The following is a 22439-nucleotide window of genomic DNA, read 5'->3' as shown; positions in this document are numbered from 1 at the left end:
ATGACGTGACGAAGCCCCCGGCGAGGTGCCGGGGGCTTCGTCACGTCGTCGGGACACGGCCGGGGCTCAGGTCAGCTTCAGCGCCGCCGCCATCCGGCCCAGCTGGTCGAACGAACCCGTGCCCGCCACGACCGTCGTCGCGCCCTTCATGCCGTCCGCGTCGTGCAGCACCAGCGCGTCGTACCGGCCGCCCGTGTACCGGGTCCACGTCCGGCCGCCGATCTCCTGGGTCGTCTCGGTCGCCCGCGCCCCCTGACTGGCGTCGTCGATGAACGTGGCCGGCTTCTGCGTGGACTGCTCGACCGCCACGTACTCGCCGTCCGGGGCGTGGAAGCCCAGGTGCCAGGCGTCGAACTCGTCACCCCGGAAGCGGACGGAGGTCGGCTTCCAGTCCTCGGAGAGGCCCTCCGGCGCTGCCACCGGGTACGGCGCCGCGCGCTGCGCGGTGAGCAGCTCGACCCGGTAGTCGACCCGCTTGACGGGCGGTTCGCCGTCGTCGTGCGGAATGAAGATCCAGATTACGCCCGCCGCGAGCACGATGAGCCCGAGGGAGAGGATCATGTCCCGGGCCGACTTCTGCTTGCCTTGCATACCTGCCACGCCCCCTATCGTCGCAGGTGCCTGGTCCGCTCATACGTGGGGTCCCCTGCTCATTTTGTCGGACTGACGATAGAGTGCGGCGCACACCCTCATCCGGCCGTCGTCGTATCAGAAAGGTGCGCTCCGATGACCGAGCATCACTTGCCGTCCGAACTGGACGTCCCCTCAGAGGCCCCCGACCGCAACCTCGCCATGGAACTCGTGCGGGTCACCGAAGCGGCGGCGATGGCCGCCGGCCGCTGGGTCGGCCGCGGTGACAAGAACGGCGCCGACGGTGCCGCGGTGCGCGCCATGCGGACCCTCGTCCACACCGTCTCGATGAACGGCGTCGTCGTCATCGGTGAGGGCGAGAAGGACGAGGCCCCGATGCTCTTCAACGGGGAGCGGGTCGGCGACGGCACCGGTGCCGAGGTCGACATCGCCGTCGACCCGATCGACGGCACCACGCTGACCGCCAACGGCATGACCAACGCCATCGCGGTGCTGGCCGCCGCCGAGCGCGGCTCCATGTTCGACCCGTCCGCGGTCTTCTACATGGACAAGCTGGTCACCGGGCCGGAGGCCGCCGACTTCGTCGACATCAACGCGCCCGTGTCCGTGAACGTCCGCCGGATCGCCAAGGCCAAGCGGCGCACCCCCGAGGACGTCACCGTCGTCATCCTCGACCGGCCCCGGCACCAGGGCCTCATCAAGGAGGTCCGGGAGACCGGCGCCCGCATCAAGCTGATCTCCGACGGCGATGTGGCCGGCTCGATCCTGGCGCTGCGCGAGGGCACCGGCATCGACTTGCTGCTCGGCGTCGGCGGCACGCCGGAGGGCATCATCTCGGCCTGCGCCGTGAAGTGCCTGGGCGGCACCATCCAGGGCAAGTTGTGGCCCAAGGACGACGAGGAGCGGCAGCGCGCGGTCGATGCCGGGCACGACCTGGACCGGGTGCTGACCACCGACGACCTGGTATCCGGGGACAACGTGTTCTTCGTCGCGACCGGCATCACCGACGGTGAGCTGCTGCGCGGGGTCCGGTACCGGTCCGAGACCGCCACGACCGACTCGATCGTGATGCGGTCCAAGTCGGGCACGGTGCGACGGATCGACTCCGAGCACCGGCTGAGCAAGCTGCGGGCGTACAGCGCGATCGATTTCGACCGGGCGAAGTGACTCCGCCGGCGGTGCGGGGCGCCCATGGGGCCGGGCTTCCTGTCCTGTGACGGGTGCCGGTCCGTCGTGGCCGAGCGCGCCCGCGCGGCTGAGCCGCCGACCGGGCACGGCCTCGCGCCCTTGGGGGCTCGTCCCGCCCGAGCCTGAGAAGGGCACCCTCTGTGCGGAGAGGGTGCCCTTTCGCGTGCCTGGGCGCTAACCGGCCGCCGCTATGTGACCCGTCGGGCGGGCGGCCTTGTTGAGTTCCACGTCGCGGCGGCGGCGCCGGGCCAGGACCACGCGGCGTTCGGCGGCGGTGAGGCCGCCCCAGACACCGTAGGGCTCGGGCTGCAAGAGGGCGTGCTCGCGGCACTCGACCATGACCGGACAGCGCGCGCAGACGCGCTTGGCCGCCTCCTCGCGGGAGAGCCGGGCGGCGGTGGGTTCCTTGGAGGGTGCGAAGAACAGTCCGGCCTCGTCGCGCCGGCACACCGCCTCGGTGTGCCAGGGAGCGTCTTGGTCCCTGTCCCGCACGGGCACCCGCTGGGCCGGAACGACGGCTACCTGCAGGGACGAATGCGGCGGTTGCAGCACGGTCTACTCCTGACGACGGCTTCGCGAGCGAGAGACGATGCGTCAAGGCTTACCCGTTGTGCGCGTGCCTATGCACTGGGTTTCCAACCGCCGCCGGTGCCGCGCTACAAGTGCTTGCGCAAACCCTTGTCGACCTTGCGGTGCACCCGGTCGAGGATGTCCGCGACGACCTTGCCGCGCTTGGGGCGCGCCTCGACGCTGCCGAGCACGGCCCAGCCGTCCACGTAGATGACGGGGGCCTCGGCCTCGGACGAGTCGAGGTTGTGGACCTCGAAGCTGCCGAGCACACCGCCGCCCGCGCCGCGCAGCGACACGTTCTCCGGGACGCGCACCTCGACGCTGCCGAAGACGGAGAAGGCCTTGATCACGACCTGCTGATGCTCGAAGACGGCCTCGCTGAGGTCTATCTCGACGCTTCCGAAGACCGCGTACGCGTGGATACGGCGGCTCGCCCGCCAGCGTCCCTTGCGGACGGCACTGCTGAACACCGCCACCAGGTTCTCGTCGGGCTCCGCCGGGATGGCGCCGGCGGTGGGGCGGTTGGGGGCCGGAGCGGCGGTCTGGTGCCGTCCGGCGTGCGCGGCCGGCAGGTCCTGCACGAAGACGTCCAGCTCACCGACCGTCCTGGCGGCCAGCACGCCCTCGACGCGCTCGCCGTGCTCGTCGGCGGTGAGCCGTCCCTCGGCGAGGGCCTCGCGGAGCATGTCGGTGACGCGGTCACGGTCGGCGTCCGAGGCGCGCATCTCGGAGACGGGCGCCGTGGTGCCGCGCGGTGCCGCGTCCTGCGGTTGGGCGTGCTTGTGAAGGTCCACGGCAGCAGCGTACCGAAACGCGATAGATCGCGACTACCCCCTGTGGGCAACCTTGTCGCGGCTCGGTACGGATCGCGGCTCCCGGTTCGGCATCGATCGCGGATCGCGGATCGCGGTTCCCGGTCCCCGGTTCGCGGATCGCGGATCGCGGTTCGCGGATCGCGGTTCCCGCTTCGCGGTCTACTGAGCCTTACCTCACAAGCTCGCCCCCGACGGCAGGTTCTACGCTGGTGGACGCTGCCAATGGAGGCCAGCCGTCGTGGTGGAATCCAGCCGCGCGTCTGTCGAGTGAGGAATGGGCGAGATGCCTGAGTTCGCGTACACCGATCTGCTCCCCCAGGGAGAGGACACCACTCCGTACCGGCTGGTGACCTCCGAGGGTGTCACCACCTTCGAGGCCGACGGGCGGACCTTCCTCAAGGTGGAGCCCGAGGCGCTGCGCAAGCTGGCCGAGGAGGCCATCCACGACATCCAGCACTACCTGCGCCCCGCACACCTGGCGCAGCTGCGCCGCATCATCGACGACCCCGAGGCGTCGGGCAACGACAAGTTCGTGGCGCTGGACCTGCTGAAGAACGCGAACATCGCGGCGGCGGGCGTGCTGCCCATGTGCCAGGACACCGGCACGGCGATCGTCATGGGCAAGCGCGGCCAGAACGTCCTGACGGCGGGCGGCGACGAGGAGGCCCTCAGCCGGGGCATCTACGACGCCTACAAGAACCTGAACCTGCGCTACTCGCAGATGGCTCCGCTCACCATGTGGGACGAGAAGAACACCGGCTCGAACCTCCCGGCCCAGATCGAGCTGTACGCGGCCGACGGCGGCGCCTACAAGTTCCTGTTCATGGCCAAGGGCGGCGGGTCGGCCAACAAGTCGTTCCTCTACCAGGAGACGAAGGCCGTCCTGAACGAGGCCTCCATGATGAAGTTCCTGGAGGAGAAGATCCGCTCGCTGGGCACGGCCGCCTGCCCGCCGTACCACCTGGCGATCGTGGTCGGCGGTACGTCGGCGGAGTACGCGCTGAAGACCGCGAAGTACGCCTCCGCGCACTACCTGGACGAGATCCCGGCCGAGGGCTCGGAGCTCGGGCACGGCTTCCGGGACGAGGAGCTGGAGGAGAAGGTCTTCGAGCTGACGCAGAAGATCGGCATCGGCGCGCAGTTCGGCGGCAAGTACTTCTGCCACGACGTGCGCGTGGTGCGGCTCCCCCGGCACGGGGCCTCCTGCCCGGTCGCCATCGCGGTGTCCTGCTCGGCGGACCGGCAGGCGGTCGCGAAGATCACCGCCGAGGGCGTCTTCCTGGAGCAGCTGGAGACCGACCCGGCACGCTTCCTGCCGGAGACGACGGACGAGCAGCTCGCCGAGGAGGGCGACGTCGTCAGGATCGACCTCAACCGGCCGATGGACGACATCCTGGCCGAGCTGACGAAGCACCCGGTCAAGACCCGGCTGTCCCTGACCGGCCCGCTGGTCGTGGCCCGCGACATCGCGCACGCCAAGATCAAGGAGCGGCTGGACGCGGGCGAGGAGATGCCGCAGTACCTGAAGGACCACCCGGTGTACTACGCGGGTCCGGCGAAGACCCCGGAGGGGTACGCGTCCGGGTCCTTCGGTCCGACGACCGCCGGGCGCATGGACTCCTACGTCGAGCAGTTCCAGGCTGCGGGCGGCTCCAAGGTGATGCTGGCGAAGGGCAACCGGAGCAAGCAGGTCACCGACGCGTGCGACGCGCACGGCGGCTTCTACCTCGGCTCCATCGGCGGTCCCGCCGCCCGGCTCGCCCAGGACTGCATCAAGAAGGTCGAGGTCGTCGAGTACGAGGAGCTCGGCATGGAGGCGGTCTGGAAGATCGAGGTCGAGGACTTCCCGGCGTTCGTCGTGGTGGACGACAAGGGCAACGACTTCTTCCAGGACCCGGCGCCGGCGCCGACGTTCACGAGCATTCCGGTGCGGGGGCCGGGGCTGGACTGACGGGCCCGCCGGGACGGCTCGTCAACGCCGGAGGGGCGGGAGGGGCTGGAACGCCCGCCCCTCCCGCCCCTCCGGAACATCCGCACCCCCTCGCACGCTGTACCCGGTATGAGCGAATACCGCATCGAGCACGACTCCATGGGCGAGGTCCGCGTCCCCGCGGACGCCAAGTGGCGGGCGCAGACCCAGCGGGCGGTGGAGAACTTCCCCGTCTCCGGGCAGCGCATCGAGCGCGCGCACATCGAGGCGCTCGCCCGGATCAAGGGCGCGGCGGCCAAGGTCAACGCCGAGCTGGGAGTCCTGGACAAGGACGTCGCCGCCGCGATCCAGGAGGCGGCCGGTGAGGTCGCGGAGGGGAAGTGGGACGAGCACTTCCCCGTGGACGTGTTCCAGACGGGGTCGGGCACCTCGTCCAACATGAACACCAACGAGGTCGTCGCCACCCTCGCCACCGAGCGGCTCGGGCGGGACGTGCACCCCAACGACCACGTCAACGCCTCCCAGTCGTCCAACGACGTCTTCCCGTCCTCCATCCACATCGCCGCCACCGCCGCCGTCAGCCGTGACCTGATCCCGGCCCTCGACCACCTCGCCGGGGCCCTGGAGCGCAAGGCCGGAGAGTTCGCCGACGTCGTGAAGTCCGGGCGGACGCACCTGATGGACGCCACGCCGGTCACCCTGGGGCAGGAGTTCGGCGGGTACGCCGCCCAGGTGCGGTACGGCATCGAGCGGCTGGAGGCGTCCCTGCCCCGCCTCGCCGAGCTGCCGCTGGGCGGCACCGCGGTCGGCACCGGCATCAACACCCCGCCCGGCTTCTCCGCCGCCGTCATCCAGGAGGTGGCCCGCGCGACGGGGCTGCCGCTGACCGAGGCGCGCGACCACTTCGAGGCGCAGGGTGCGCGGGACGGCATCGTCGAGACGAGTGGGCAGCTGCGGACCATCGCCGTCGGGCTGACGAAGATCGCGAACGACCTGCGGTGGATGGCGTCCGGGCCGCGGACGGGGCTGGCGGAGATCTCCCTGCCCGACCTCCAGCCCGGGTCGTCCATCATGCCCGGCAAGGTCAACCCGGTGATCCCCGAGGCCGTGCTCATGGTCGCCGCCCAGGTCACCGGCAACGACGCGACGGTCGCCGCCGCCGGAGCGGCCGGCAACTTCGAGCTCAACGTCATGCTGCCGGTCATCGCCAAGAACGTGCTGGAGTCGGTGCGGCTGCTCGCCAACGTCTCCCGGCTGCTCGCCGACCGGACCGTAGACGGCGTCGTCGCCCACCGCGAACGGGCCCGCGAGTACGCCGAGTCCTCGCCGTCCGTGGTCACGCCGCTCAACAAGTACATCGGGTACGAGGAGGCCGCCAGGGTCGCCAAGAAGGCGCTGGCCGAGCGGAAGACGATCCGTCAGGTGGTGCTGGAGGGCGGGTACGTCGAGCGCGGCGACCTCACGCACGAGCAGCTGGACGAGGCGCTGGACGTGCTGCGGATGACCCACCCGTGACCGGGCGACCGGAGCGATCGCGGGCCCTCGCCGCGATCACCGGCGCGGCAGGTGGCCAGGGCACCTAATATCTGTCCATGGCAGACGGTGAAGCGGTGCGCGCGGCGACGGAAGCGGAGGCGGACGCGGGCGGTCCGCCGGCCCCGGCGGGGTACTGGGCGCCCGGCAGCCACATCCTGTGGCGGTACCGGGAGAACGGCGGCCCGCACCTGCACATCGCGCGCCCCGTCACCGTCGTACGGGACGACGCCGGCCTGCTCGCCGTGTGGCTGGCGCCCGGCACCGAGTGCGTGAAGCCGGTGCTCGCCGACGGCACCCCCGTGCACCTGGAACCACTGGCCTCGCGTTACACCAAGCCGCGCACCGTGCAGCGCGACCGGTGGTTCGGCACGGGCGTGCTGAAGCTGGCCCGGCCCGGCGAGCCCTGGTCGGTGTGGCTGTTCTGGGATCCTGGCTGGCGGTTCAAGAACTGGTACGTGAACCTGGAGGAGCCACTGGCCCGTTGGGAGGGCGGGGTCGACTCGGAGGACCACTTCCTGGACATCTCCGTCCAGCCGGACCGCACCTGGCACTGGCGGGACGAGGACGAGTTCGCGCAGGCCCAGCGGAACCGGCTGATGGACGCCCGGCTCGCCGAACGGGTACGGAAGGCGGGGCGTGCCGCGGTGGCGGAGATCCGGGCCTGGGGCGCCCCCTTCGCGGACGGCTGGGAGCACTGGCGGCCGGATCCGTCCTGGGCAGTACCGTCACTGCCGGGGGACTGGGACCGCACACCCGCGCACGTGTCCTCATGAGACCCTTGATACGCCCCCGGGCAGGAAACGTAGGATCGTCCTCCGCAAGGGAGCGCGGCAGCAACCGGCGGAGCGTGCGCTGTGCTTGACCGATCGTCACCGAGGGGCGGCAGGACGTGAGCGAGAGGTACGAGGGCAACACGGAAACGGGCCGCAGACGGTCCGCCGGTGACACAGGAACAGCCTCTGACCACGCGGAGATTCCGTTCCCGGGGCACGTGTTCCGGGTATCGGGATTTCTGCGGGACGAACTGCACGCGCCGCGCGCAGTCCCGGACGGATGGATTCGACACGCGTGACGGAGCACCCGACCTCCTTCGACCGCCCCCCGACGGGCGGCGACCCCACGGATCCCCGCGGGGCGCTCCTGCGTACCCCCGTGCCGCCACGCGCCGGCGGGTCCGGGTTACCGGTGCAGGGGCGCACCGGAGAGTCGCCGCCCACCGCGGGCGCGGACTCCTCCGGCGCCTTCGAGCACTCCCAGCCGGGCGCCGAGCAGGCCGCCGAGCCGGACACGCACCGGCCGAGGCCCGCGACCGAGGGCGTCCCGGTCCAGCCGGGCGGTGCGCAGTCCGGCGCGGGATCCGTTCCCGGAGCCCTTCCCGTGTCCGGGACACCGGCGGGGGCCGAGCGCCGTGGCGCGCCGTCGGCACCGGAGCGCCGGACCGGGCAGCCGGCCGCGCCGGGACAGCCCACGCCCATGCGCCGGGACGGGGACCGGCTGCGGTTCGTGGGAGCCGCGACCCGGCGGATCGCCCGGGGCATGGACCTCGACGAGATCGTGATGGGTCTGTGCCGGGCCACCGTGCCGACGTTCGCGGACGCGATCCTCGTCTATCTGCGCGAGCCACTGCCGGTCGGCGACGAGCGGCCCACGGGCCCCCTGGTGCTGCGGTTGCGCCGCACCGACCGGATACCGGCCGAGCGGGACGCCGAGAGCGGGTTCACACCCGCGGCCCAGCCCGAGCCCTCCGAGCTGGAGGCGGTCGGCTCCGAGCTGTGCGAGGTCCGGCCGGGCAGCGCGCTCGCGGAGGTGCTGCGCGGGGTGCGACCGGTCTTCACGGACACGCCCGCCGCCCGCGCCGCCCTGCCCGAACTGCTCGGTGACGGCGGAGCGTTCGCCGTGCCCGACGGCCGGCGGGCGATCCTCGCGCCGCTGCGCGGCCGGCGCCGGGTGATCGGAGCCGCGCTGTTCCTGCGCGGCCCGGAGCGCGTCGCCTTCGAGGCCGACGACCTGCTGGTCGCCGCACAGCTCGCCACGCACAGCGCGCTCGGCATCGACAAGGCGGTGCTGTACGGGCGTGAGGCGTACATCGCCGACGAGCTGCAGCGCACGATGCTCCCGGAGAACCTGCCGCGCTGCACCGGCGTACGGCTGGCCTCCCGCTACCTCCCGGCCGCCGAGACCGCGCGCGTCGGCGGCGACTGGTACGACGCCATTCCGCTGCCCGGCAGCCGGGTCGCGCTGGTGGTCGGGGACGTGATGGGCCACTCCATGACGTCGGCGGCCATCATGGGCCAGCTGCGGACCACCGCACAGACCCTGGCCGGGCTCGACCTCCCCCCGCAGGAGGTGCTGCACCACCTCGACGAGCAGGCGCAGCGTCTGGGCACCGACCGCATGGCGACCTGCCTGTACGCCGTGTACGACCCGGTATCGCACCGCATCACGGTCGCCAACGCCGGCCATCCGCCGCCCGTGCTGCTGCACCTGGGCGGCCACGCCGAAGTGCTGCGGGTGCCCGCGGGCGCCCCGATCGGTGTGGGCGGCGTGGACTTCGAAGCGGTCGAGCTGGACGCCCCCGCCGGTGCGACCCTGCTCCTCTACACGGACGGGCTGGTCGAATCCCGGCTGCGAGACGTGTGGACCGGGATAGAGCAGCTGCGGGAGCGCCTCGCGGCCACCGCGCAGCTCACCGGCCCCGACCATCCGCCGCCCCTGGAAGCCCTGTGCGACGAGGTGCTGGACATGCTCGGCCCCGGCGACCGGGACGACGACATCGCGCTGCTCGCCGCCCGCTTCGACGGCATCGCGCCCAGCGACGTGGCGTACTGGTTCCTGGAGCCCGAGGACACGGCCCCCGGCCGGGCCCGCCGCCTCGCCCGGCGCGCCCTCGCCCGCTGGGGCATGGAGGACCTCACGGACTCCGTGGAGCTGCTGGTCAGCGAGGTCGTGACCAACGCCGTGCGGTACGCCACGAAACCGGTCACCCTGCGGCTGCTGCGCACCGACGTGCTCCGCTGCGAGGTCGGCGACGACGTGCCGCAGCTGCCACGGCTGCGGCAGGCGCGGGCCACGGACGAGGGCGGTCGCGGGCTGTACCTGGTGAACCGGCTGGCCCGGCGCTGGGGGGCGACCCGGCTGAGCACCGGAAAGGTGGTCTGGTTCGAGCTGAACCGGGGGTGAACCACGTGGGCCCGGGTGGGCCACGTTGTCCGGACCGCGAAGACCGCACAGACCGCGCAGACCTCGAGGGTCGCGAAGACCTCGAAGACGCGGAAGGGGCGCCCGGTGAGTCCGGGCGCCCCTTCCGCGTTCCTGCTGCCGGTTCCGTCGGCTATCGCTCCTGACGGTCCCTGTCCGGGAAGAGCGGGTTCTCCGGTTCCGTGGTCACCCCGCCGGTCGGCGGTTCCTCGGTCGACGGGCTGTTCGAAGGCGACTGCGGCGGCGACTGCGACTGCGACGGCTCCTCGGTCGTCGGCTCGTCGGTCGTCGGCGCGTCCGTCGTCGGCGCGTCGGAGGAGGGTGCCTCGGTCGTCTCCTCCCGCGTCGGCGACTGGGTCGGCGACTCGGGTGCCGTCGGCGACTTGCTGGGCTTCACCGCGGCGCCCTGCTTGGTCTCCAGGTCGAACTCGGTGACCTCGTCCATGACGCCGAAGGTGTACGCCGCCCAGATCTCCGCGGGGAAGCCACCGCCGTTGACCCGGTAGTCGACGCCGCCGGCCTTGTACATCGGGACCTGCGCGTGGGACTTCGGGTCCTCTCCGAACAGGCCGACCGAGGTGACCAGGCCGGGGGTGAAGCCGGTGAACCAGGCCGACTTGTTGTTGTCGGACGTACCCGTCTTGCCGGCGACCTGCTGGCCGTCGCGCAGCGGGTTCTCCCGCACGGACCGCTTGGCCGTACCGTCGTCGACCACGCCGGTCAGCACGGAGGTCACCGTGTCGGCGGCCTCGCGGCTGATGACCCGCTCGCCGACCGCCTCGGGGAAGTCGATCTTGCGGTCCTTGTGCTCGACCGACTTCACGACGGCCGGGGTGACCTTCTTGCCGTGGTTGTCGAGAGTGGCGTATGCGCCGGCCATCTCCAGTGGGCTGGCGCCCATGCTGCCCAGGGTCTGGGCGGGCACGGCATCCAGACCCTCGGTGTCCATGCCCAGTTCGCCCGCCACCTTCAGCACCTCGGTCATGCCGACGTCGATGCCCATCTGCGCGAAGACCGAGTTGACCGACTTGTTCATCGCCTCCTGGACGGTGATGTCGCCGTAGTCGACGTCGTCCTCGTTGGGGGGCGCGAAGCCGACCTCGCGGTCACCGTCCATCACGGGGCGCTTGCTCGTACCGTCGTAGATGGTGTTGGCCGTGATCGGCACACCGTCCTGGGTCTCGGCGTCCTGGTCGACGGCCGCGGCGAGGATCAGCGGCTTGAAGGTGGAGGCGGGCTGGTAGTCGTCGCGGGTGGCGTTGTTCGTGTAGTGCTTCACGTAGTCCACGCCGCCGTACATCGCGAGGACCGCGCCGGTCTTCGGGTCGACGGAGACGGCGCCGGCCTGGACGTCGGCGTCGACCTCGCGCTTGTCGGGGTCCAGTTTGCTGGTGAGCTTGGCCTTGACCGCCTTCTCCAGCGCCACCTGCTTCTTCTTGTCGACGTTGAGCGTGATGGTGTAGCCGCCGAGGTCCACCAGCGCCTTGGCCTGCTCCATGTCCTCGGCGGTGCCCTGGGCTACGAGTTGCTTCTTCAGCGCGTGGTTGGCCGCGTCCACCAGATACCCGGTCTGGCCCTCCATCCCCTGCACCGGCTTGGGCGCCGGGGGCTCCGGGAACTTCATGCCCTGCCGGTCGGCCCGGCTCAGCCACTCCTGCTCGACCATGTTGTCCAGGACGTAGTTCCAGCGCTCCTGGACCAGCTTCTTGCCGGTGTCGCTGGCGATCGCCCAGTCGTACTGGTTGGGCGCCTGGAGCAGCGCCGCGAGGTACGCGCCCTGCTCGACCGTCAGGTCCTCCGCGTCGACGCGGTAGTAGGCCTGGGCGGCGGCCTGGATGCCGTAGGCGCCGCGGCCGTAGTAGCTGGTGTTGATGTAGCCGGCGAGGATGTAGTCCTTGGACTTCTCGCGGTCCAGCTTCAGGGAGATGACCAGTTCCTTCAGCTTGCGCGAGACCGTCTGCTCCTGGGACAGGTAATAGTTCTTGACGTACTGCTGGGTGATGGTCGAACCGCCCTGGGCGCCCTTGCCGGAGAGGGTGTTGAGCACACCGCGCGCGGTGCCCTTGAGGTCGACGCCGGCGTCCTTGTAGAAGGTCTTGTTCTCGGCGGCGACGAAGGTGCGCTGGACTTCCTTGGGGACCTTGGCCAGGTCGACGATCTCGCGGTTGCGGTCACCCGTGCGGGCCATGATGCTGCCGTCGCTGTACTTGTAGACGTTGCTCTGCAGCTCCGCCTCGGGGTTCCCCTCGGGGATGTCGATCACCATGTACAGGACGATGAAGGCGCCCATGCCGAGCAGGCAGAGGCCGAAGAAGGTCCCGAGGATCTTCTTCCAGGTGAACAGCCGGCGTATCCCGCTCTTACCGCTCCCGCCCGCGCCCGACGAACGGCGGCGTGTCGGCGCCGCGCGGCGGCCACCGCGCTGTCGCGCTCTTCTCTCTTCCGCTCGTCCCATGGGTCCGATCCGCTCCGCTTCGTTCATCTGTGATCACGTCTCGCTCACGCGTCACACAGGTTCGCCGCTCAGGTCAGCTCAGAAAGCTAACACCGGGAGATGTGACAAACGGCCACCGATCCGGCCTTGTACGGACGTGAGAATCAGCACCCGCTCCTATGGAACCGACGTACGAGGGGGGTACAAGGTTGCAATTCGAGGGTAAAGTGATATCACTTAGTTAGACCGACGATATGCGTCGAGCGTGCGCTCAGCACGCCCGGCCGGAACGGGGGACCGTCCATGTCCGCATCCACCACGCACGACACTCCACAGGTCAGCGCCGACGTACCCGAGATGCCCGCGCCACGGGTGCGCGAGATTCAGGCGCACAGCATCGGCGGCGGCCTCGCGCTGCTGCTGGGCCTGGTCGGTCTGCTCCTCGGCGCCGGCCTGATCGCCACCGCGACGGCGGCCGACTCGGCCGGAGCGAAGGCGGCGCTGATCATCGGGGGCATCGTGGTCGGCCTGGCCGCGTTCCTCGCGATGTGCGGGCTGAACATGGTGGCGCCGGGCGAGGCCCGCGTGGTCCAGCTCTTCGGGCGGTACCGGGGGACGATCCGGCAGGACGGGCTGCGCTGGGTGAACCCCCTCACCTCGCGCACCAAGATCTCGACGCGGGTACGCAACCACGAGACGGCCGTCCTGAAGGTGAACGACGCCTACGGCAACCCCATCGAGCTGGCCGCCGTCGTGGTGTGGCGGGTGGAGGACACCGCGCAGGCCACCTTCGAGGTGGACGACTACATCGAGTTCGTCTCCACCCAGACCGAGGCGGCCGTGCGGCACATCGCCATCGAGTACCCCTACGACGCCCACGAGGAGGACGGCCTCTCGCTGCGCGGCAACGCCGAGGAGATCACCGAGAAGCTCGCCGTCGAGCTGCACGCGCGCGTGGAGGCGGCCGGGGTGCAGATCATCGAGTCCCGCTTCACCCACCTCGCGTACGCGCCGGAGATCGCCTCGGCGATGCTCCAGCGGCAGCAGGCCGGCGCGGTGGTCGCGGCGCGGCGGCAGATCGTGGACGGCGCGGTCGGCATGGTCGAGGCGGCGCTCGCCCGGATCAGCGAGCAGGGCATCGTGGAGCTGGACGACGAACGCAAGGCGGCGATGGTGTCCAACCTGATGGTCGTGCTCTGCGGGGACCGCGCCGCCCAGCCGGTCCTGAACACGGGGTCCCTCTACCAGTGACGGCCCCTTCCGAAGGGCCGGCCCCGGAGCCCGAGGGGACGCCCACGACGCGTCGGGCGCACCGGCAGCGCAAGCAGGTGCTGCTGCGGCTGGACCCACAGGTGTACGAGGCGCTGGCCCGCTGGGCGGGTGACGAACTGCGCTCGGCCAACGCCCAGATCGAGTTCCTGCTCCGCAGGGCACTGGCGGAGGCGGGCCGGCTGCCCGGGGACGCCGGACCACTGCCGCGCAGGGGACGCCCGCCCCGGGGGACGGGCTCAGGCACCGGGACGGGGTCAGCAACCGGGACGGGCTCAGACACCGAGCCCGGGTCACGAACCGGGACGGGCCCGGGAACCAGGACGGGCCCGGGAACCGGGACGGGCCCGGGGCCCACGCCACCGTCGTAGCGGAGCCGGAGCCGGAGCCGGAGCCGGAGCCGAGGCCGAAGCCGGAGCGGGCCGCGTCGCCGCGACGTGCGAAGGCGCGGCCTCCGTCGTCACGGAACCGTGACAATCACCCCCGACCTGCGCTTCCACACGCCCCGCCACGATCTCTGCACCGGGCGTATACATGGCGCGTATACACCGTGTGTAGAGTGCTCGGCATGTCCATCGGTCACACCCTCCTGGGACTCCTGGAGTCCGGGCCGCGCCACGGTTACGACCTCAAGCGCGCCTTCGACGAGAAGTTCGGTCACGACCGGCCGCTGCACTACGGCCAGGTCTACTCGACGATGTCCCGCCTGCTGAAGAACGGCCTCGTCGTCGTCGACGGCATCGAGGCGGGCGGCGGTCCCGAGCGCAAGCGGTACGCGATCACCGACGCGGGGATCACCGACGTACAGCAGTGGCTCGCCACGCCCGAGAAGCCCGAGCCGTATCTCCAGTCGACGCTCTACACCAAGGTCGTCCTCGCGCTGCTCACCCACCGCGACGCCGCCGACATCCTCGACACGCAGCGCTCGGAGCATCTGCGCAGCATGCGGATCCTCACCGACCGCAAGCGCAAGGGCGATCTCGCCGACCAGCTCATCTGCGACCACGCCCTGTTCCATCTGGAGGCCGACCTGCGGTGGCTGGAGCTCACCGCGGCGCGCCTCGACAAGCTCCGTGAGGCGGTGGCCCGATGACTCCTCCCGCAGGTTCGCTGCTCTCGGCCGAGCAGCTGCGCAAGGCCTACGGCCCGACCCTCGCCCTCGACGGCGCGGAGTTCTCCATCCACCCCGGCGAGGTCGTCGCCGTGATGGGCCCCTCCGGGTCCGGCAAGTCGACGCTGCTGCACTGCCTGGCCGGCATCGTGCCGCCCGACTCGGGCACGATCACGTACAACGGGCGTGAGCTGTCCGCCATGAACGACGCCCAGCGCAGTGCGCTGCGCCGCTCGGACTTCGGGTTCGTGTTCCAGTTCGGGCAGCTCGTGCCGGAGCTGACCTGCGTCGAGAACATCGCCCTTCCGCTGCGGCTGAACGGCGCCTCCCGCAAGGAGGCCGAACGGGCCGCGCTGACCTGGATGGAGCGCCTCGAGGTCGACGACCTGAGGAAGAAGCGGCCCGGCGAGGTCTCCGGCGGCCAGGGGCAGCGGGTCGCGGTGGCGCGGTCGCTGGTCACGAATCCCCGCGTGCTCTTCGCCGACGAGCCGACCGGTGCGCTGGACTCCCTCAACGGCGAGCGCGTGATGGAACTCCTCACCGACGCCGCCCGCTCCACCAACGCCGCCGTCGTCCTGGTCACGCACGAGGCGCGGGTGGCCGCCTACTCCGACCGCGAGATCGTCGTACGGGACGGCAAGTCCCGGGACATGGAGCGGGTCGTATGAACCTGCGCCAATGGGCCGCCGACCTGGCCATGGGCGTCCGCTTCGCCTTCACCGGCGGGCGTGAGGGGTGGACACGGGCCGTACTGACGGCCGTCGGCGTCGGGCTCGGGGTGGCACTGCTCCTGCTGACGACGGCGATCCCCAACGCGCTCTCCGTCCGCCACGAGCGGGAGGCCGCGCGTACCGACATCACCTTCTCCACCGAGCAGATGCCGAAGGCGAACGACACCCTCGTGGTCGCCGACGTGAATACGACCTTCCGCGACGACGAGGTCCGGGGCCGCGCCCTGGAGCCCGAGGGACCGCGGGCGCCGCTGCCGCCGGGGGTCGAGAAGTTCCCCGCGGTGGGCGAGATGGTGGTCTCCCCCGCGCTGAAGGAGCTCCTCGAGTCGGACTCCGGGGCGCTGCTGCGCGAGCGGCTGGCGGACCGGATCGTCGGCACCATCGGGGAGACCGGACTGATCGGCTCAGCCGAACTCGCCTTCTACCGGGGCGCCGAAGGGCTCGCGCCGCACATCGACAGCGGCCGGATCGTCCGTATCGACCGGTTCGGGGATCCGAATCCGGGGCCCGAGCAGTCCGACCCGGTGCTGCTCCTGCTGATCCTCGTCGTCTTCGTGGTGCTGCTGATGCCGGTCGCGGTCTTCATCGCCGCGGCCGTACGGTTCGGCGGCGAGCGGCGGGACCGGCGACTCGCGGCGCTGCGGCTGGTGGGTTCCGACAGCCGGATGACCCGGCGGATCGCCGCCGGCGAGGCACTGGCGGGCGCGGTGCTCGGCCTGGTCTTCGGTGCCGGGTTCTTCATGATCGGGCGCCAGCTCGCCGGGACGGCCGAGGTCTTCCGCATCAGCGTCTTCCCGAGCTACCTCAACCCCTCCCCGCTGCTGGCCCTGCTGGTCGCGGTGGCGGTGCCGGCGGCCGCGGTGCTGGTGACGCTGTTCGCGCTGCGCGGGGTGGTCATCGAACCGCTCGGCGTGGTGCGCGCGGGCCGGCCTGCGCGGCGCCGGCTGTGGTGGCGGCTGCTGCTGCCACTGGCCGGACTGGCCATGCTCTACCCGATGATCGGCAACGGGCGCGAGAACGGCGACTTCAACCAGTACCTGGTGACCGGCGGTGTCGTGCTGCTCCTGATCGGCGTGACCGCACTGCTGCCGTGGATCGTGGAGACCGTCGTCGCCCGGCTCGGCTCGGGGGGCGTGGCCTGGCAGCTGGCCGTGCGCAGGCTGCAGATGAGCAGCGGTACGGCGGCCCGCATGGTCAACGGCATCGCGGTGGCCGTCGCCGGGGCGATCGCGCTGCAGATGCTCTTCGCCGGCGTGGAGGGCGACTACACCAGGTCCACCGGGCAGGACGTGTCGCTGGCGCAGATGGAGGTGACGCTGCCGAGCGAGGTGCCGGTGGCGCCGGCCGCCGAGAAGTTCCGGAACACCGAGGGCGTCAACGCGGTCCACGCCTTCTCCGAGGGCTACGTCGGTGACCGGGCCCAGGACCCCGACGCCAGTTCGGTGGTGACCGTGGGTGACTGCGCGTCGCTACGGGAGATGGCCGACCTGCCGTCCTGCCGTGACGGGGACGTGTTCGCCGTCCACGGCGCCGAGTGGGACGGCGACGTCGACGTGCCGAAGCTGGCGACGCCGGGGCGGAAGCTCTACCTCGACCCGTCGTACGAGGGCAGTCCGAGCAGCCTGGAGATCCCTTGGACGGTGCCGCAGCACGTCAAGGCGGCGAAGCCGCGGCGCGGCCTGCTGGCCGGGACCGACCGGGGCGGCCTCCTGGTCACGCCCATGGCGGCGCCGGACTCGATCGCACCGGCCCTGACCGGGCACGTGTACCTCAAGCTCGACGAGTCCGTGACGGACGTGCACGAGCGGGTCCGCAACACCACCGCGGCCGTCGATCCGCTGGCGGACGCCATGCTGTGGTCGGCCACGGAACGGACCGGCCGTTTCGACGCGATCCGCACCGGTCTGTTCGTGGGGGCGGCGTGTGTGCTGGCGCTGATCGGTGCCAGTCTGCTCGTCTCACAGCTCGAGCAGCTGCGCGAGCGGAAGAAGCTGCTGTCGGCGCTGGTCGCCTTCGGTACCCGGCGCCGCACGCTGAGCCTGTCGGTGCTGTGGCAGACCGCGGTCCCCATCGCGCTGGGCCTGCTGCTGGCCTCGGTGGTGGGCCTGACGCTGGGCGCGGTACTCCTGAGGATGACGAACACCCCGGTCAGCGTCGACTGGGCGGGCGTCCTGTCCATGACCGGCATCGGCGCCGCGGTCGTCCTGGCGGTGACCCTCTTCAGCCTGCCACCGCTGCTGCGGCTGATGCGGCCGGAGGGGCTGCGGACGGAATAGGTTCCAGCGCGCGCCGGGCGAGGTACGCCGGGCGGGGCACGCCGTGGGGTCGCGTGCCTTGCCCGGCGCGCCTCGCCGGCGTACCTCGCCCGGCGTACCTCGCCCCGGTGCGCCTCAGCCGTGGACCGTCCGCACCGGCAGGTCCTCCATCGCCTCCCTCAGGGCCGCCGCCAGTTCCCCGTACTCCGCTGCCCGCGCCGCGCCCGTGCGCATGGCGAGGGCGATGCGGCGGGTCGGGGCGGGCTCCGCGAAGGAGCCGGTGAGGAGCTGGCTGGAGCGGGACGTCTCCACGCGGACCGCCGTACGCGGCAGCAGCGTCACGCCGAGACCGCCCGCCACCAGCTGCACCAGCGTCGACAGGCCGGCGGCCGTCGTCGTCGCCGGGACGCCCGCGCGGCCCGCCTCACGGCAGATGTCGAGCGCCTGGTCGCGCAGACAGTGCCCCTCGTCGAGCAGCAGCAGTTTCAGCTCGCGCAGCACGGCGCGCTCGATGCCCTCCCGGCCGCCGAGCCGGTGGTCGAGCGGCGTGACGAGCACGAAGTCCTCGTCGAAGAGGGGGAGTTCCGTAACCCCGGGCACACCCAGCGGCACCGCCAGCAGCAGCAGGTCGAGGCGACCGGAGGCGAGGCCGTCCAGCAGGCTCGCGGTCTGCTCCTCGTGGACCTGGAGGTCCAGGTCCGGATAGCGGTCGTGGACCAGTCGCAGCACCGTCGGCAGCAGATACGGCGCCACCGTCGGGATGACCCCGAGCCGCAGCGCCCCGGTGAACGGCGCCCGTACCGCCTCCGCCTCCTCCAGCAGCGCGCCGACCTCCGCGAGTACCGCCTTCGCCCGTACCGCGAGCCGTTCCCCGGCGGGCGAGAGCAGCACCTTCCGCGTCGTACGCTCCAGCAGGGTGACACCCAGTGTCTCCTCCAGCGCGGAGACCGCGCCCGAGAGCGCGGGCTGGCTCATGCCGATCGCGGCGGCGGCATCGCGGAAATGCAGATGCTCGGCGACCGCGGCGAAGGCCCGCAGCTGGGCGAGGCTCGGCTGCCTCTTCTTACCTGTCACTAATAGCCACCTCCGATCAACTCGACCGAGTGTAGCTATTTCACTAATCAATGCACCCTGTGCCAACATCAATAACGTCCAACCCATGGGAAACACTCGCAAAATGGGTGTTTCTTCGCTGCATTTTTGGAGAGCGCGTGCTCACTGTCGGTGACAAGTTCCCCGAGTTCGATCTGACCGCTTGCGTCTCGCTGGAGAAGGGCAAGGAGTTCCAGCAGATCAACCACAAGACCTACGAGGGTCAGTGGAAGGTCGTCTTCGCCTGGCCCAAGGACTTCACCTTCGTGTGCCCGACCGAGATCGCCGCCTTCGGCAAGCTGAACGACGAGTTCGCCGACCGCGACGCCCAGGTGCTCGGCTTCTCCGGCGACTCCGAGTTCGTGCACCACGCCTGGCGCAAGGACCACCCGGACCTGACCGACCTGCCGTTCCCGATGATGGCGGACTCCAAGCACGAGCTGATGCGCGACCTCGGCATCGAGGGCGAGGACGGCTTCGCCAAGCGCGCCGTGTTCATCGTGGACCAGAACAACGAGATCCAGTTCACCATGGTGACCGCCGGCTCGGTCGGCCGTAACCCCAAGGAGGTCCTGCGGGTCCTCGACGCCCTGCAGACCGACGAGCTCTGCCCGTGCAACTGGAGCAAGGGCGACGAGACCCTCGACCCCGTCGCGCTGCTGTCGGGAGAGTGAGCTGACATGTCCCTCGATTCCCTGAAGTCCGCCGTACCGGACTACGCCAAGGACCTGAAGCTCAACCTGGGCTCGGTCATCGGCAACTCCGACCTCCCGGCGCAGCAGCTGTGGGGCACCGTGCTGGCGACCGCCATCGCCTCGCGCTCCCCCATCGTGCTGCGTGAGCTGGAGCCGGAGGCGAAGGCCAACCTCACGCCCGAGGCGTACTCGGCCGCCAAGTCGGCCGCCGCCGTCATGGCGATGAACAACGTCTTCTACCGCACCCGGCACCTGCTGTCGGACCACGAGTACGGCACCCTGCGCGCCGGTCTGCGGATGAACGTCATCGGCAACCCGGGCGTCGACAAGGTCGACTTCGAGCTGTGGTCCTTCGCGGTGTCCGCCATCAACGGCTGCGGCATGTGCCTGGACTCGCACGAGCAGGTGCTCCGCAAGGCCGGTGTGGACCGCGAGACGATCCAGGAGGCGTTCAAGATCGCCGCTGTGGTCGAGGCCGTCGGCGCCACGCTGGACGCCGAGGCGGTTCTCGCCGGCCAGTAGTCCCGCGACGCGGAAGCGGGGGAGGGGGGGGGGGGGGGGGGGGGGGGGGGGGGGGGGGGGGGGGGGGGGGGGGGGGGGGGGGGGGGGGGAGAGGAGAGGTGGGGGTTCCCCCTCAGCGTTGGGGGGGGGGGTTTTTCCTTTTTTTTTTCCCCGCGCCGCTACGCCGGGGAACCGCCCGCCGGCGGCTCCGGCTCAGGTGCCGTCGGCGGGGATTTCGTCACCGGGACGCCCGAGGACGGAGAGGGCGGCGCCTCCGCCGGCGCGGCGTTCGCCGGCAGCGCCCCGTGCGGCTTCGGCGCCTGCCGCGCGGCGGCCTCACGGGAGTACGCCCGCAGATAGCCCACGACGGTGTTCGTCACCGCCACCAGCGGTACGGCGACCACCGCGCCGCCGATGCCGGCCACCATGCCGCCCGTGGCCACCGCCAGCACGACCGCCAGCGGATGGACCCGTACCGCCCGTCCCAGGATGAACGGCTGCAGGATGTGTCCCTCGATCTGCTGCACCACCAGCACCACGACGAGTGTCATGACCGCCGCGAACATGCCCTGCGTGACCAGCGCCACCACGACCGCGAGCGCGCCCGACACCACGGCGCCGACGAGCGGGATGAAGGCGAACAGGAAGATGAACACGGCCAGCGGGACGGCCATCGGCACGTCCAGGAAGTAGATGCCGAGGCCGATGAAGATGGCGTCGATCAGCGCGACCACCACCGTGCCGCGCACATACGCCGTCAGCGTCCGCCACGCGCGCGGACCGGCACCGGCCACACCCGGCCGGGCCGCCGCCGGCACCAGCTTCAGCGTCCACTGCCAGATGCGCTTGCCGTCGTAGAGCAGGAAGAGCGTCGAGAAGGCGGCCAGCAGAATGCCCGTGAGCGCCTCGACGACGACCGTGACGCCCTCGAGACCGGCGGACGTTATCTGGTCGGTGTTGGCGCCGACCGCCTCGCGCAGGTTCTTGGCGATCTCGTTGATCTGCTTGTCGGTGACGTGGAAGGGGCTGTTCAGCAGCCAGTTGCGCAGCTCGTCGATGCCGTCCTGGACCTGGTCGGAGAGGTTGTCGATGTTCTCCATGACCTGCCAGGTGACGAACCAGCCGATCAGCCCCATCACCACGAACCCGAGGATCGCGGTCAGGGCGGTCGCCGGCCCCCGCGGCACCCCGTGCCGGCGCAGCCACGCCACGGACGGCTGGAGCAGCGCGGTGATCAGCAGCGCGGCCACGAACGCCAGCACCACCAGCTGTACGGCGCTGATGATCCGCATCAGCACCCACACGGTGCCCGCGAGGACCAGCAGCCGCCATCCCGCCTCGGCGGCGACGCGCACACCCCAGGGCACGGCCTGGGCCGGGTCGGGGCGGGTCTGGACCGCGAGCAGGTGCTGGGTGGAGGTGTGCTCCTGGGGCGCGTCCTCCGGTGCCGGCGGCGGTGCGTGGCCGGCGGCCGGAGCCGACTCGTCGTCGGAGCCCTCCCGCCGGGCCTCCTCGCGGCGTTGCTCCAACCGCCCGCTCATCCGCGTCAGTCCGGCGCCGAGCCGACCGAGCCACCCTGGCACTCGAGACATGATCCGTCCTCTTCCCCCGTCTTTCCCCACCACTCCCCCCTGGAGTCGCTTCGGTCCGACCGTACATGGCGAGAGCGCGAAAGCCCCTCACCGTAGGACGGTGAGGGGCTGCGCGAAGTTGAGCGGTGAACCGTGCCGGGCGGGCTCAGTACCAGTGGTTGGCCTGCCAGAAGCCCCAGGCCTCGCACGGGCTGCCGTAGCGGCTGTCCATGTAGTTGAGACCCCACTTGATCTGGGTGGCCGGGTTGGTCCGCCAGTCGGCGCCCGCGGAGGAGTACTTGCCCGCCGGCAGCGCCTGGAAGAGACCGTAGGCGCCCGAGGAGGGGTTGACCGCCTTGTAGTTCCAGCTGGACTCGTGGTCCACGATGTTGCTGAAGCACTGCCACTGGCCGCTGGGCACCATCTGACGCGCCATCGCCTGGATCTGGCTGATGCTGTAGGAGCTCTGGACGGAGAAGCTGGTGGACTCGCGCTTGGCGTCGCGGCTGGCCGCTTCCTTCTCCGCCTCGCGCTTCTTGGCCTCCTCGGCCGCCTTGGCTTCCTTCTTGGCCTTCTCCTGCTTGGCCACGGCGGTCTCGGCGGCTGCCTTGCGGGCCGCCTCCTCGGCGTCCTTCTTGGCGCTCGTGTCCGCGGCGATGGCCTGTACGTCGGCCTGCTGCGTCAGGGACGCGGTCTGCACCTGCGCCTGCTCGCCCATGGGGATGTCCGCGAGCAGCGTCGTACCGGCTGCTGTCGCCTCCGCGTCGTTGTTCTGCGCGGTGCTGCCCGAGGCAACGCCGACGACGCTTCCGACTGCGGTGACCGCCGTGGCCGAGGCCACTGCGAATCCCCGGACCGAGATCCGGCTCACACGGTTTCCTTCCAGCATCGCCCGCTTCGGTGACCCTCGCGGACGCAATCGTGCCCCTGACGCTGGCCTCCCCAACTACGG

General features: G+C 71.0%; 19 protein-coding genes. 12 read left to right on the top strand and 7 right to left on the bottom strand.

Features of this window, described 5'->3' with window-relative positions:
* Positions 1–66: 66 nt before the first annotated feature.
* Positions 67–591: a DUF4245 domain-containing protein gene (locus tag ACZ4V1_RS07160; RefSeq protein ID WP_468330957.1), complete on the bottom strand. Its 525-nt coding sequence runs from the start codon at positions 589–591 to the stop codon at positions 67–69.
* Positions 592–726: 135 nt separating this feature from the next.
* Here ACZ4V1_RS07160 and glpX point away from each other — a divergent pair, with 135 nt between their 5' ends.
* Complete coding sequence (gene glpX, locus ACZ4V1_RS07155; RefSeq protein ID WP_468330550.1) at positions 727–1758, top strand: class II fructose-bisphosphatase; 1032 nt, start codon at positions 727–729, stop codon at positions 1756–1758.
* Between the two features lie 195 nt (positions 1759–1953).
* Here glpX and ACZ4V1_RS07150 read toward each other — a convergent pair whose 3' ends face one another.
* Together ACZ4V1_RS07150 and ACZ4V1_RS07145 are read right to left on the bottom strand one after the other, a co-directional pair.
* Positions 1954–2331 (bottom strand): WhiB family transcriptional regulator, encoded by a 378-nt coding sequence (locus tag ACZ4V1_RS07150; RefSeq protein WP_468330547.1) that lies wholly within the window; start codon positions 2329–2331, stop codon positions 1954–1956.
* 104 nt (positions 2332–2435) lie between these two features.
* Positions 2436–3143 carry a DUF1707 SHOCT-like domain-containing protein gene (locus ACZ4V1_RS07145; RefSeq protein WP_468330544.1) on the bottom strand — a complete coding sequence of 236 codons (708 nt, stop codon included), beginning with the start codon at positions 3141–3143 and terminating at the stop codon, positions 2436–2438.
* Positions 3144–3447: 304 nt separating this feature from the next.
* On the opposite strand from ACZ4V1_RS07145, the gene ACZ4V1_RS07140 reads away from it, so the two are divergent.
* The 4 genes from ACZ4V1_RS07140 to ACZ4V1_RS07125 all read left to right on the top strand — a co-directional run bounded on the left by ACZ4V1_RS07140 (position 3448) and on the right by ACZ4V1_RS07125 (position 9810).
* Positions 3448–5115, top strand: coding sequence for a fumarate hydratase (locus ACZ4V1_RS07140; protein WP_468330541.1), 1668 nt, complete (start codon positions 3448–3450; stop codon positions 5113–5115).
* Positions 5116–5223: 108 nt separating this feature from the next.
* Positions 5224–6609 carry a class II fumarate hydratase gene (locus ACZ4V1_RS07135; protein ID WP_468330538.1) on the top strand — a complete coding sequence of 462 codons (1386 nt, stop codon included), beginning with the start codon at positions 5224–5226 and terminating at the stop codon, positions 6607–6609.
* Positions 6610–6686: 77 nt separating this feature from the next.
* Positions 6687–7403 (top strand): cytidylyl-2-hydroxypropylphosphonate hydrolase, encoded by a 717-nt coding sequence (gene fomD, locus ACZ4V1_RS07130; protein WP_468330535.1) that lies wholly within the window; start codon positions 6687–6689, stop codon positions 7401–7403.
* Between the two features lie 280 nt (positions 7404–7683).
* A complete protein-coding gene (locus tag ACZ4V1_RS07125; RefSeq protein WP_468330532.1) occupies positions 7684–9810 on the top strand; it encodes a SpoIIE family protein phosphatase in 2127 nt (708 codons plus the stop codon).
* Positions 9811–9961: 151 nt separating this feature from the next.
* On the opposite strand, the gene ACZ4V1_RS07120 is transcribed toward ACZ4V1_RS07125, so the two are convergent.
* Positions 9962–12283, bottom strand: coding sequence for a transglycosylase domain-containing protein (locus tag ACZ4V1_RS07120; protein ID WP_468330529.1), 2322 nt, complete (start codon positions 12281–12283; stop codon positions 9962–9964).
* Between the two features lie 282 nt (positions 12284–12565).
* On the opposite strand from ACZ4V1_RS07120, the gene ACZ4V1_RS07115 reads away from it, so the two are divergent.
* The 5 genes from ACZ4V1_RS07115 to ACZ4V1_RS07095 all read left to right on the top strand — a co-directional run bounded on the left by ACZ4V1_RS07115 (position 12566) and on the right by ACZ4V1_RS07095 (position 17649).
* Positions 12566–13513: an SPFH domain-containing protein gene (locus tag ACZ4V1_RS07115; protein WP_468330526.1), complete on the top strand. Its 948-nt coding sequence runs from the start codon at positions 12566–12568 to the stop codon at positions 13511–13513.
* Positions 13459–13902: a type II toxin-antitoxin system antitoxin gene (locus tag ACZ4V1_RS07110; RefSeq protein ID WP_468330954.1), complete on the top strand. Its 444-nt coding sequence runs from the start codon at positions 13459–13461 to the stop codon at positions 13900–13902. The genes ACZ4V1_RS07115 and ACZ4V1_RS07110 overlap by 55 nt, the downstream gene beginning before the upstream one ends.
* 197 nt (positions 13903–14099) lie before the next feature.
* On the top strand, positions 14100–14624 hold the full coding sequence (locus ACZ4V1_RS07105; protein ID WP_310871474.1) for a PadR family transcriptional regulator: 525 nt from the start codon (positions 14100–14102) through the stop codon (positions 14622–14624).
* Positions 14621–15310 carry an ABC transporter ATP-binding protein gene (locus ACZ4V1_RS07100; protein ID WP_468330522.1) on the top strand — a complete coding sequence of 230 codons (690 nt, stop codon included), beginning with the start codon at positions 14621–14623 and terminating at the stop codon, positions 15308–15310. Before ACZ4V1_RS07105 ends, ACZ4V1_RS07100 begins: the two co-directional genes overlap by 4 nt.
* A complete protein-coding gene (locus tag ACZ4V1_RS07095; RefSeq protein WP_468330519.1) occupies positions 15307–17649 on the top strand; it encodes an ABC transporter permease in 2343 nt (780 codons plus the stop codon). Before ACZ4V1_RS07100 ends, ACZ4V1_RS07095 begins: the two co-directional genes overlap by 4 nt.
* A gap of 114 nt (positions 17650–17763) precedes the next feature.
* Here the strand turns inward: ACZ4V1_RS07095 and ACZ4V1_RS07090 are convergent, their stop codons facing one another.
* Complete coding sequence (locus tag ACZ4V1_RS07090) at positions 17764–18702, bottom strand: LysR substrate-binding domain-containing protein (protein ID WP_468330516.1); 939 nt, start codon at positions 18700–18702, stop codon at positions 17764–17766.
* Between the two features lie 137 nt (positions 18703–18839).
* Between ACZ4V1_RS07090 and ACZ4V1_RS07085 the strand changes: the two genes are divergently transcribed.
* The gene (locus ACZ4V1_RS07085) at positions 18840–19394 is read left to right on the top strand and encodes a peroxiredoxin (RefSeq protein WP_356604135.1); all 555 of its coding nucleotides are present in this window, start codon (positions 18840–18842) and stop codon (positions 19392–19394) included.
* Between the two features lie 6 nt (positions 19395–19400).
* Positions 19401–19937 (top strand): alkyl hydroperoxide reductase, encoded by a 537-nt coding sequence (locus ACZ4V1_RS07080; protein ID WP_468330513.1) that lies wholly within the window; start codon positions 19401–19403, stop codon positions 19935–19937.
* A gap of 158 nt (positions 19938–20095) precedes the next feature.
* Here ACZ4V1_RS07080 and ACZ4V1_RS07075 read toward each other — a convergent pair whose 3' ends face one another.
* Positions 20096–21508: an AI-2E family transporter gene (locus tag ACZ4V1_RS07075; protein WP_468330510.1), complete on the bottom strand. Its 1413-nt coding sequence runs from the start codon at positions 21506–21508 to the stop codon at positions 20096–20098.
* Positions 21509–21653: 145 nt separating this feature from the next.
* Positions 21654–22358 (bottom strand): aggregation-promoting factor C-terminal-like domain-containing protein, encoded by a 705-nt coding sequence (locus tag ACZ4V1_RS07070; protein WP_468330507.1) that lies wholly within the window; start codon positions 22356–22358, stop codon positions 21654–21656.
* Positions 22359–22439 lie beyond the last annotated feature (81 nt).

It is taken from the genome of Streptomyces sp. NPDC028991 (genome assembly GCF_055564775.1).
Note: the sequence above shows the minus strand (reverse complement) of the source record. Positions and strands in the feature narration are given on the sequence as shown.